The organism is Clostridium sp. C8-1-8 (genome assembly GCF_009928445.1).
Taxonomy (GTDB): domain Bacteria; phylum Bacillota; class Clostridia; order Clostridiales; family Clostridiaceae; genus Clostridium_AR.
In genome coordinates this window covers 370,218-382,157 of record NZ_JAABNO010000003.1, presented here as the reverse complement: position 1 = coordinate 382,157, position 11,940 = coordinate 370,218, and the positions used below count along the sequence as shown (strand labels likewise).

General features: G+C 30.7%; 8 protein-coding genes. 7 read left to right on the top strand and 1 reads right to left on the bottom strand.

The window, feature by feature from the left end:
• From GXK57_RS05535 to GXK57_RS05515, 5 genes are all read left to right on the top strand, one after another.
• Positions 1–3,702, top strand: a 3,702-nt coding sequence (locus GXK57_RS05535) for an AMP-binding protein (RefSeq protein ID WP_160672662.1), incomplete at its 5' end; no start/stop codon positions are given.
• A 21-nt stretch (positions 3,703–3,723) separates the two neighbouring features.
• A complete protein-coding gene (locus tag GXK57_RS05530; RefSeq protein WP_160672659.1) occupies positions 3,724–4,263 on the top strand; it encodes a cupin domain-containing protein in 540 nt (179 codons plus the stop codon).
• A 191-nt stretch (positions 4,264–4,454) separates the two neighbouring features.
• Positions 4,455–5,156, top strand: coding sequence for an ABC transporter ATP-binding protein (locus tag GXK57_RS05525; protein WP_160672656.1), 702 nt, complete (start codon positions 4,455–4,457; stop codon positions 5,154–5,156).
• On the top strand, positions 5,157–7,487 hold the full coding sequence (locus GXK57_RS05520; RefSeq protein WP_160672653.1) for an ABC transporter permease: 2,331 nt from the start codon (positions 5,157–5,159) through the stop codon (positions 7,485–7,487).
• A 171-nt stretch (positions 7,488–7,658) separates the two neighbouring features.
• Positions 7,659–8,606 (top strand): ketopantoate reductase family protein, encoded by a 948-nt coding sequence (locus GXK57_RS05515; protein ID WP_160672650.1) that lies wholly within the window; start codon positions 7,659–7,661, stop codon positions 8,604–8,606.
• 186 nt (positions 8,607–8,792) lie between these two features.
• Here GXK57_RS05515 and GXK57_RS05510 read toward each other — a convergent pair whose 3' ends face one another.
• Positions 8,793–9,371 (bottom strand): serine/threonine protein kinase, encoded by a 579-nt coding sequence (locus GXK57_RS05510; protein ID WP_160672647.1) that lies wholly within the window; start codon positions 9,369–9,371, stop codon positions 8,793–8,795.
• 496 nt (positions 9,372–9,867) lie between these two features.
• Here GXK57_RS05510 and GXK57_RS05505 point away from each other — a divergent pair, with 496 nt between their 5' ends.
• Positions 9,868–10,566 carry a class I SAM-dependent methyltransferase gene (locus tag GXK57_RS05505; RefSeq protein WP_160672644.1) on the top strand — a complete coding sequence of 233 codons (699 nt, stop codon included), beginning with the start codon at positions 9,868–9,870 and terminating at the stop codon, positions 10,564–10,566.
• Between the two features lie 360 nt (positions 10,567–10,926).
• Entirely contained in the window at positions 10,927–11,769 is an 843-nt protein-coding gene (locus GXK57_RS05500; RefSeq protein WP_160672641.1) for a DUF2268 domain-containing putative Zn-dependent protease, read from the top strand.
• The last annotated feature ends 171 nt before the right edge of the window (positions 11,770–11,940 follow it).

Here is an 11,940-nt window from a genome sequence, read left to right as displayed (position 1 = left end):
AATAAAGCCAATCAATTGGCTAGTTATTTAATCAATGATAGAAAAGTTAAGTTAGAAGAGCGCGTTGGTATTTTAATAGAAAATTCAATTGATCAAGTTATAGCTGTATTAGGTACATTAAAGGCAGGGGCAACTTATATTCCTATAGATGTTGAATTACCAGAAGAACGTATTGCAGCTATAATAGATGATTCAGAAATGAAAGTGCTTATATCTAGTAAGAAGCATATAAAAATGATTAATAGACTTCAATGGCAGTGTACTACGTTAGAAACTTACATGTGTATGGATACAAAAGATGTGCATAATTTAGAAGAAGAAGAAAAAAGTAATCTGATGAATAAAAAGTTATGGGAATATGTTGGACAAAAAGCAACTGATGAAATAACTGGAGGAGGATGGAGCAACAGTTATACTGGAGAAAGTTTTACTGAAAAAGAAATGGATGAATACGGGGATAATGTATTGAAAAAACTAATGCCTTATTTGAATAAAGAAAAAAGGGTATTAGAGGTTGGATGTGCATCAGGAATCTCTATGTATAGAATTGCACCATTAGTTAAGACTTATTATGGTACTGATTTATCAGAAGCTATAATAAATGTAAATAAAGTAAAGAATGAAAAAGAGGGTATTAAAAATATTAGACTTAAAGCCCTACCGGCACATGATATTGATAAAATTAATGAAGACTCCTTCGATGTAATTATAATAAACAGTGTGGTGCAATGTTTCCATGGGCACAATTATTTGAGGAATGTGCTAAAAAAGTTAATCGACTTACTTGCTGAAGATGGAATGATTTTTATTGGAGATATAATGGATCAAGAGTCAAAAAAGCAATTGATAGATTCTTTGATAAATTTTAAAAGTATGAATACATTAAGTAACTATAGGACAAAAACTGATTGGTCTGAAGAGTTATTTTTATCAAGAAGTTTTTTTAGAGACTTGCAGCATGATTTTAAAGAGATTAGAAATATTGAGTTTTCAAATAAAATATATACAATTGAGAATGAACTTACAAAATATAGATATGATGCTATGCTATTCATTAATAAAAGAGAAAGTTGTGATAACAATTTAGCATCTCGGTTTAAAAATCAACACGATGCAAATGATTTAGATAGATATGATCACAAAAATATTAATATAGAAATACCAACAAATAGTACTGCTTATATTATATATACATCTGGAACCTCTGGTAATCCAAAGGGTGTAATGATTAAACATAAATCCCTTATAAATCTATGCTTATGGAACAATGAATATTATGAGGTAACTGAGTCGGATAATGCCACTAGATATGCTGGATTTGGCTTTGATGCATCAGTTTGGGAACTTTTCCCTTACCTAGTGGCTGGAGCAACAGTACACGTTATAAGTAAGAACTTAAGATTAGATATTAAGAGATTAAATAATTATTTTGAAGAGAATAATATTACTATTTCTTTCTTACCTACTCAAATTTGCGAGCAATTTCAGAGAGAATCTAATGGTTCTTTGCGTTATCTGCTTACAGGAGGGGACAAGCTAAGAATATACAACAATAATAAATATAAATTAGCTAATAATTATGGACCTACGGAGAACACTGTTGTGACAACTAGTTATATTGTCGAAGAGCAATATAATAATATGCCTATAGGAAAACCAATCTCAAACGTAAAAGTTCACATATTAGATAGAAATAACAGAATTCAGCCTATAGGAGCCAAAGGAGAACTATGTATATCTGGAGTAGGCTTAGCATCTGGTTATCTAAATAATGATAGGCTGACAAAAGAAAAATTTGTAGAAAGTAGTTTTCAGGAAGAAGGTTTAATATATAAAACAGGTGATTTGGCTAGTTGGTTACCAGATGGAAACATACAATTTTGGGGAAGAAATGACCAACAAGTTAAAATACGTGCATATAGAATAGAGCTCAGTGATATAGAGGCGAAACTGCAAAGCTGTGAATATATAAATGATGCTGTAGTAATTGTTAGAGAAGACAGTAACAAATGTAAATACCTTTGTGCATATTATGTATCAGGTAAAGAATTGCAATTGGAGTATTTAAAATATTTCTTAGCTACAAAACTTCCAGAATATATGGTGCCTGAGTTTTTCATAAGAATGGATACCTTACCTTTAACAGTGAACGGGAAGATAGATAAAAAGAAATTACCTGAGCCGGATGGGGTATCAAATAGAAATGCTGAGTATATTGCCCCTAGAAATGAAATTGAACAGGAAATAGCTAGTATTTGGAGGAATATACTAGAGGTTAGTAAAATAGGTATTAATGATAATTTCTTTGATTTAGGAGGAAACTCATTAAAAGCAATAAGAGTGGTTTCAAAGATGTCTGCAAACTTTGAAGTTGATATAAATGATTTGTTTAGCAATCAAACAATTTCTGAATTTTCGAAAGTAGTAAGGTATAAGAAGGATAATTTTAAAAATAATATAGAAAAAGTGAAGAACTTATACCTCTCTGATATACAACTGGAACACACTATGGAAAGCAAAGTAAAGGCTGAAGACTATATTAAATCTATACAAAAGTATAGGGATTTAGTATTAACAGATAAAAACAATGATCATAGTAATATATTACTGTTTGGCGGAACAGGTTTTTTGGGAATCAATCTTATATATGAATTACTAAATACCACAAACTGTAATTTGTATGTAATAGTACGTTCTAGTAGCCTAGAAAAGGCACAACAACGCATCTGTAGCAAATTGGAGTATCATTTTGGTAATTATGTAATAGAAAACTACAGTGATAGATTATTTATTCTTTGTGGAGATTTGACACAGGATAACTTCGGATTGAAAGAAGAAGAATATAATAAATTAGCTTTAACAATAGATTGTATCATTAATTCTGCAGCTAATGTTTCACATTATGGGCATTACGAGGAATTTTATGAGGTAAATGTGGTAGGAGTTGAAAGACTTATAAAGTTTGCATTTGATAAAAAGATAAAAGACTTAAACCATATATCAACTATAGGTGTAGCAAGCGGAAAGATAGAAGGTCAACAAATTAGTATATTTACAGAAGATGATTTTAACAATGGACAAGTATCTAATAATTATTATATACAGACAAAGCTAGAGGCTGAAATGAAGTTAATAGCTGCAAGAGAAAGTGGATTAAATGCTAATATATTTAGAGTTGGCAACTTAATATGTAATTCACAGACTGGTATATTCCAAGAGAATATAGAAGATAACGGTTTTTATAAAATTATTAAAGCTTTTATAAATTTAGGGAAAATGCCAATAGGACTACATAAGACACTTGACTTTTCTTTTATTGATTATGTCAGAAAAGCTGTAGTTTCATTGATGGGATTAAAAGAGTTAAAAAATGAGGTGTATCATATTTTTAATAATAACTATATAGAGTTGCCTGATTTAGCACAATTTTTGAGACAGTACGGTATTAATATTGACTCCATGGAGATAGATGAATATTTGGATTATTTATATGAGAATTATGATGATTCAGAGAAAACAGATTTCATTGAAAGTATAATATTACATTCGCAGATGTTTGAATTGCTAGATAGTACTTACTTTGAGGTGATGGCGACAAAGACAAATTTGATCTTACAAAAATTAGGGTTTGAGTGGCCTGAAGTTAAGGCTAGTAATATTAATAAGATGTTAGAGCATTGTGAAAAGGTAGGTTTTATATAAGTTATATAGGAGGATTCGTAAATGAAAGAAGAAAATGATGTTATAGAAAATTCAATTACCGGTGAAAAAATTATATTTTGCAAGACATCGGAGGAAACAAATGGTGAATATTTGACGTATGAATATTATTCAAAACCTAACCAGCCGATTTCTCCTAAACACTTCCATCCTGAGGCAAAAGAAAGTTTTGAAGTTTTAAGAGGTATTATTAGATTTAATATTAATGATGAAATCATTGATGCAAAGGAGGGAGATTATATAGTTATAAATCCTGGGGTTGCGCATACTGGTTACAATATAGGTAATGAAGAGGCGTACTTAAAGGCTCGGATAGAACCAGCCTTACATTACGAACAATATTATAGAACTACTTTTCAATTGGCCAGTATGGGAAAGGTTAATAAAAAAGGACTTCCTAGCATATTACAATTAGCGGTCATGGGACATGATATGAAGAATGAGATGTTTTTACCTAAAGCTGTATTTGCACAGAAGATGTTTTTTAAGGTATTTGGGGCTTTTGCTAAGTTTTTAGGTTATAAATCTGATTTGAGTAAATAAAGGTTTACTAGTAGCAAAGAAAGCCTTTTGAGTAATCATATTCATATTAATCCTTAATTAAGTTGCTGTTTTAGTTATGTAAATTTAGATTAGAAGATCCATATAATTAATAAACAAAAGATTTTTATTTGTTTAAAATATATTTCTTAAGTTTTTATTTAGTAGATAAATTATTTTAGGAGAGAAAATGCATGAGTTATATAAGTTTTAGAAATGTAACTAAAGAATATATTGTTGGAAAAAATTTAGTAAAGGCTATTAATGATATTAGTTTTGAAATAGAAAAGGGAGAGTTTACCGTAATTTTAGGAGCTAGTGGTTCAGGTAAAAGTACAACTTTAAATCTGTTAGGTGGTATGGATAAAGCGACTAGTGGAAATATAGTAATAGATAATAGGAATATTACTCAATTCTCAGAGTCAGAATTGACTATGTATAGAAGGGAGGATATGGGGTTTGTTTTTCAATTCTACAACTTAATTCCAAGTCTGAATGCATATGAAAATGTTGATGTAGCTACTAGGCTTGGAAAGAATCCAATGGATACCCTTGAAGCGATTAAAGCAGTTGGACTTGAGAAGAGAATAAAGCATTTTCCAAGCGAAATGTCAGGGGGAGAACTACAACGTATATCAATTGCTAGAGCCATTTGTAAAAATCCCAAAGTATTGCTTTGCGATGAGCCAACAGGTGCATTAGATAGTGAAACTGGTAAACTTATATTGATATTACTGCATAAGATGGCAAAACAGTATGGAAAGACCGTTATAATAGTTACTCATAATGCTGCAATTGCACCAGCAGCTGATAAGGTTATACACCTAAGAGATGGAAAGATAATTAAAGTAGACAATAACAAAACTCCTGTCTCACTAGAGGAGGTGTCCTGGTAGATGCTTAGACTAATGCAAAAGATGACACGAGATTTATGGAAATATAAAATTCAATTTTGTTCTGTATTTTTAATGTCGTTATTAGGAATAATGATTTATACAGGAATAGAAGGCGTTTGGTTGGGGATGGACAATCAGTCGAAGATGTTCTTTAAAGAGACTAATTTGGCAGATTTATGGGTGTATGGAAGTTCATTCACTGATGATGACTTATCTAAGATTAAGAATATAGATAATGTAAGGGAAGCAGAAAGCACAATGATTGCTGATGTTGAATCTGAATCTAAAATTAAGCTTAAAAACAATCAAAATTCACAGATTAGAATGATAATATCTGATGATAATTCAATTTCCAAATTAGAAATTATAAAAGGGGAAAAGTTTAATAAAGACTCAGAAGGATGTTGGATAGATTATAGCTATGCAAAAGAACAAAAAATAGATGTTGGAGATAATATAAAGTTAAGTTATTCAGATGTGACTCACAAGTATAAAGTAGAGGGTTTGATAATGAGCCCAGAGTACGTAAGCTACACTGGTAGTGCAACAGCTATGACACCAGATCATAAGAAATATGGATATTGCTTAATGTCAGAAAAAGGTGGTAAAGGTTTCTTAGGTAAAGTAGATTATAATCAGATAAGGGTTAAGTTGGATAAAGCATCCGATGTAAAAAAAGTAAAAGAAGACATTGAGTATGAACTAGGGTCTAAATTTACAAGCTGTTACGATAAATCTGAGTATCCAGGTGTGGCTATATTTATCAATCAAATAAAACAGTTAAGAATTCTGTCTTTTATGTTTTCTATATTATTTATACTGCTATCCTTGCTGGCTATGCAAACAACTATGAAGCGTCTAGTAGATAATCAAAAAATGCAAATTGGAACTATGAAAGCACTTGGGTTTAGTAATATTCAGATATTAATTCATTATTCTTTATATGGATTTACTATAAGTTTGCTAGGAAGCTTTATAGGATTTTTGTTAGCACCATCTTTTATAACACCGATATTACTAAATATACAAAAAAACTTCTATACAATGCCTAGATGGAGTGGAGAAATATCAATTATATCATATATAATAATTGCTATAATTGTTTTAGCTTGTACCATAACAACAATTGTCGCTTGTAGAGAAGGTATTCAAGGAATGCCTGCAGAAACAATGAGAAATAGTACATCTGTTAAAAATAAAAATAGTTATGATAAAGACGATTCAAAAATTTGGAGTCGCATATCTTTTGAATGGAAATGGTCTGTTAGAGATATCCTTAGAAATAAGGGGAGAGCTGTAATAGCTATAATAGGTGTTGCTGGATGCATGATGTTGTTAATTGCAAGCTTTGGAATGTATGATTCTTTAAAAAAGGCCAATACGTCATTGTTTGGTGAACAATATGACTACTATGCTAAGGTAGCTTTTTCAAATAATGCAACAGATAAGGATAAGGATGAGGTCTATAAATTAGTAAATCCAGATGCTCAAAAAATTGAAGATGTTACAGCTGAAGTCAAAACTGACAAAACGCAAAAGACAAGTAGTTTGTCTATAATAGATGATGGGTATTACATTCACCTAAAAGATAGCAACGGTAAAGTAATAAATTTATCTTCAGAAAATGTTGTTGTTTCAAATAGACTAGCAGAACAATTAAATATAAAGAAAGATGATAATTTAAAAATAAGATTAACAGATGATGATAGGTATACAGTTATTAAAGTAGATTCTATTATACCAATTACTGCTCCTCAAGGTATATTCATATCCAAAAAAGCATGGGAAAATCTAAACTATAGCTTTAAACCAAACTTTATATTAGTAGGTAAAGAAAAAGCAGTAGATAGAGTGGAAAAAAAGTCTGGAGTAAAAGAAGTAGTAACACTCAAAGATCAATTAGAAGATATGGACAATGTCCTTGATAGTGCAGTTGTGATAGTTGTATTATTAATATTTGCAGCAGTGTTTTTAAGTATAATAATTTTATTTAATTTAGGAGTATTAAGCTTTACTGAAAGAAGCCGAGAATATGCTACCTTGAAGGTTTTGGGTTTTAAACAAAAGGAAATAAAGAATCTTATTTTTAAAGATTCTATGATAACAACTATAATAGGCTGGATTGTAGGAATACCGTTAGGATTTGTATTCCTAAAGCTATATGTTATATCTATATCGACAGATACATTTGAATACGTTCCGTACATTAAAATACAATCTCTATTGATAGCTACATTGATTACTTTTGGTTGTGCTTTATTCATCATTATAATACTCTCGAGAAAAGTAAGGAAAATTGATATGGTTCAAGCATTAAAATCAGTAGAATAATATAACAGCTAGTTTATATAAGTAGCTTTAGGTTAATGTCACATAGGTTATCTAAATAGAGCAATTTCAATAATTAATGTCAAAAAGCAAGTATATTATTAAAATAGTATAAAGTATTTTATGGTAAAATCTCCAGCATCAAGGTATTTATTAAATTCTAAGGAGGTATAGATGAGTTTAGATACAGTAGAAAGTATGAAGATATTAATATATGGTTCAGGAGTAATTGGCAGTATATTCGGAGGAAAATTAGCTCTTTCAGGTATTGATATTACTATGCTAGCAAGAGGAAAGCGATATGAAGAAATAAATAGGGATGGAATAATACTGAAGAATGCAATTAATGGCAAGGTTGAAAGAGTAAAAGTTTCTGTAATCAATAAGCTGGAGGAAAATGATATTTATGATTTTATAATTGTTGCAGTACAAATTACACAACTTGATAGTATATTACCTGTATTAGCTAAAAATAAAAGCTCAAATATAGTTTTCGTTGTAAATAATCCGTATGGGTATGAAAAGTATGTTGATTATGTAGGATCTGATAGAGTTATAATTGGATTTCCCTCTGCAGGAGGAGAAAGAAAGGATGGAATAGTTTCATACTTTATTGGCAAAGGAGTTGCAAAAGTATTTCAAGCTACAACCTTTGGAGAGATAGATGGTGCAGATACAATTAGACTTGAAAGATTGCTTAATATTTTTAGAAAAGCTGGATTTTCACCAAGTAAAAATAACAATATGCTTTCTTGGCAAAGAACTCACGTTGCAGTAGTGGTACCCATTGGTAAGGCTCTATATAGGTTTAATTCTAATAATTATCACTTAGCTAAATCACCTAGAACATTGAAGAACATGATCTTGGCTATAAGAGAATGCTTTAAAGCATTAAACAAAATAGGAGTAGAAGTAACTCCTAAAAAGCTAAACTTTTTTTATATGCCCTGTTTCATATTGGTTCCAATTTTTTCTGTGGTAATGAGTACTAAAATTGCTGAGTTTTCAATGGCTAAGCATACGATAGTAGCAAAGGATGAAATGGAAACATTAGAAAAAGTTTTTATGGAGATAGTAAGAAAAGAAGAAAATAATATGCTTTATCTTAAGAAACTAGAATAGTTGCTATAATGAAGGCTTATGAACATACGAATATTATTATCTATATAAGTAGTTAAGTAAATGCAAGAAAACTTAGAATTTAGATATAAAGATGTACCACTTCGTGTTAAAATTTATATTTTCAAATTCTCCTCTCAGAATAAGAAGAGTTCTGGAAAATAGATTTCGAATCGAAGTGGTACATCTTTAGCAAGCCTTCATATTTATAGTAATTGACTTCTTACGCATAGCTTCATAGTATTCGTAACCCTTAATCCAATAATCAAGAAGGGCTCCTTTGTAAGCTAACACATGTTTAAGGAATTCATCAAAAACATTAAGCTGAACTAATATTTTAATGATTTCCTTAGGGTAGGGGATATTTTTTTCAAAGACCTTTCTTGGATCTATAACCTGTATTTTTCCAGCTTTATTTACAAAGATGTGCGCATTTCTGATATCGATTCTTTTAAAGTTTAGACGCTTAAAGTCTTCTATAAGTTCAATTATTTCAATAGAAAGTTTATAAGATAATCCATTTTTACTAATGTAATCATATAAATTTATACCATCAACATAATCTCTTAGAACTCTATTGTCAGCAATAAACAGTACCTTAGGGAAAAATCTACTACTATTAGCTCTCTCTAAGATCGCAACTTCACTTTCAGCTTTTCTTCTGTCGTAAAATATTTTTAGTGCAAAGCCCTCTGGAGTTAGATATACTGCGCCTTCATCTCCCTTTCCTAAAAATTCACATTCCTTAATGTTTAAAATGTACCTCATATTATCCTCAAAATTATTGTTTTAAATATCATATGATTTTCCATGTAGGAATTCTACCAAGTGTAAATAATTTTATATTCTGAAAAGTACTCTCAGACCTAAAAAAAGTTTTCATAATAGATTTCAGATCGAGGAGCGAAGGGTTAAATAGACTATTACATGGTAGAGGTGCAAGAAGCTCACCTGAGTTATCTTATAAAAAGATGCAAATATCTTTAGGAAATAGTTTACATAATGGTTTATATATGGTATGATAAATCCATTATTTGGTGAAAGGAAGTGTTTTTATGATGAATAAAAAGAGCATAGTATCAAGGGTGGTTTCTGAATAACACGCTTGAGATACTATTAAATTATATATTATCGCCTTGCGTGTTATTCTTTAGCCAACCATATTCTAGATAAATCGGTGGATAAGTATGTGTAGATAACTTACCTGCATATGACATTAAAAAGAATAAAAAAAGAATAACATAATAAGGGAGAATATTTAAAAATGAGAAAATTTGAACGTTGTGAAAATTATTATAAGAAGTATGAAAAATTTTTTGAAGAAAACAAAATGCTTGGTCCAAATGCGATGTATCTTATTGAGATTCTTTGCGAAAAGATGGATTTAAAGCCGGGTATGCGTGTGCTTGATATGGGGTGTGGTATGGGTCTTACATCAATATTTCTTGCAAAGGAATTTGGTGTAACTGTATTTGCAAATGATTTGTGGATAAGCCCTACGGATAACTACCGTCGCTTTGCTGAAATGAAAGTAGAGGATAAGGTATTTCCTATTCGTGCAGAAGCTCATGGGTTACCTTATGCGGAAAACTACTTTGATGCAGCTATCAGCATAGATGCGTATCACTATTTTGGTACAGATGAGATATATTTTCCAAACTATTTTTCAAAACTTGTTAAAAAAGGAGGACAGTTTGGTATTGTCAGTCCTGGTCTTACAAGGGAGTTTAGCAATGGTCTGCCAGAAGCAATGAAACCACATTGGGAACCAGATATGTATTGTTTCCACAGTGCAAAGTGGTGGAAGGATTTATGGCAAAAAACTGGTATAGTTGATGTGACCTATGCAGAAACCATTGAAGATGGTAAGGATATATGGAGATCCACTGCAGATTTTGATTTGCATGCTGCTGATTCAGAAGATTATCTTACTCTTATAGCAATGACCGCAACCAAAAAGTAAGAATCCTAGGTATAGGGTTTCATTACAAAAACTTAAGTTATATATGTCTGTAAATCATGCCTTCTGAGGAGTTTTGTGGCATGCATAACTTAATAGTTGAAGTTGGTTCCCTATAGATGTACCACTTATAACAAGATTTATATTTCACATTCTCCGCCAAGAAACAAAAGGAGCTTTGAAAATATATTTTCTATAGAAGCGGTATATCTTTAAATCTGGAGTACTTTACCAATAAAGAGATTATTAAACCTCTTCTAGATTACTAGAGGAGGTTTTGAAAATGCACTGATATAGTGAAAATCCACTGAAGAAGGTTACTTCAGGGAATTTATTATTTTTCTTATACCGAAGGGAGAAAGAATGAATTTAGAAATAATAGCGGTTTACGAGAATTTAGATGGATATATTCTTGAGATGGAAAAGGACAATACAGCCTGCAAAGAGCTGTGGGATAGATATGCAATAAAACCTTATTGGGACAAGATTAGCCAATGGGCACCCTTTGACATGTCTGATAGAAAACCAATGCCAATAAAAGATATAAATAAATTAAAGCAGCAGATTAAATTGTTGAAGGAAATTAATATTGATGAGATTAAGAGTAAGTTTAAAGCTGTGGTAGAGGCACTTCCTAATTATGATGATGATACAATAGTAATTGCTATTTATCCATTTGATGATGATAATACTACGGTTAAAGAACAGCAGAATGGAGTACTAGGAGTAAATGTGTTTGGCAATATGTTAATACAAGTTAATCCTTTTGCTAAAGACTATTTTCAATGGATTCCATATGTTTTTGCACATGAATACCATCATACCGTATGGGGCAATTATTGGCATGTAATTCATGGAGGAAGTACAGGAACTCTTTTAGAAGCATTGTTAATAGATGGTCAAGCTGATTACTTCGCAAAAAGCCTTAATCCTACACTAAACCCAACATGGATATGTCAAATCTCAAAAGAGCAAGAAAAAGAACTTTGGAAGGATCATTATTCAAATTTATTATATGAAACTGATTTTAATTATGAAAAATATATGTTTGGTAATGAAGCAGAATCCATACCTTGGTGTGCAGGTTATTTCTTTGGATATAAGATAGTTGATAGCTTTAGAAAAATTTATCCTGACACAAGCACTAAACATATGATTGAAATGAATTCTGAAGAAATACTAGCTATGAGTAAATATAATTTGTAAATATGAAATGAAAATAACCTTAGGTATGTGATATAGCTTGCCTAAGGTTATTTTAAGATAAGGTAATGTTTAATAGGCAGTGTTGAAACTATGTGGTCAACCATCCTTATTAAACCTAGCCTAAAATAGTTTGCAAAATAATAAGTGCGTAAAAATTATCTTAATGCCTTA

What these genes read in the sequence shown, in the direction of transcription:
- GXK57_RS05505 (WP_160672644.1), top strand. Translation starts at nt 9,868, where the DNA reads ATGAGAAAATTTGAACGTTGTGAAAATTATTATAAGAAGTATGAAAAA.
- GXK57_RS05525 (WP_160672656.1), top strand. Translation starts at nt 4,455, where the DNA reads ATGAGTTATATAAGTTTTAGAAATGTAACTAAAGAATATATTGTTGGA.
- GXK57_RS05530 (WP_160672659.1), top strand. Translation starts at nt 3,724, where the DNA reads ATGAAAGAAGAAAATGATGTTATAGAAAATTCAATTACCGGTGAAAAA.
- GXK57_RS05515 (WP_160672650.1), top strand. Translation starts at nt 7,659, where the DNA reads ATGAGTTTAGATACAGTAGAAAGTATGAAGATATTAATATATGGTTCA.
- GXK57_RS05500 (WP_160672641.1), top strand. Translation starts at nt 10,927, where the DNA reads ATGAATTTAGAAATAATAGCGGTTTACGAGAATTTAGATGGATATATT.
- GXK57_RS05510 (WP_160672647.1), bottom strand. Translation starts at nt 9,371, where the DNA reads ATGAGGTACATTTTAAACATTAAGGAATGTGAATTTTTAGGAAAGGGA.
- GXK57_RS05520 (WP_160672653.1), top strand. Translation starts at nt 5,157, where the DNA reads ATGCTTAGACTAATGCAAAAGATGACACGAGATTTATGGAAATATAAA.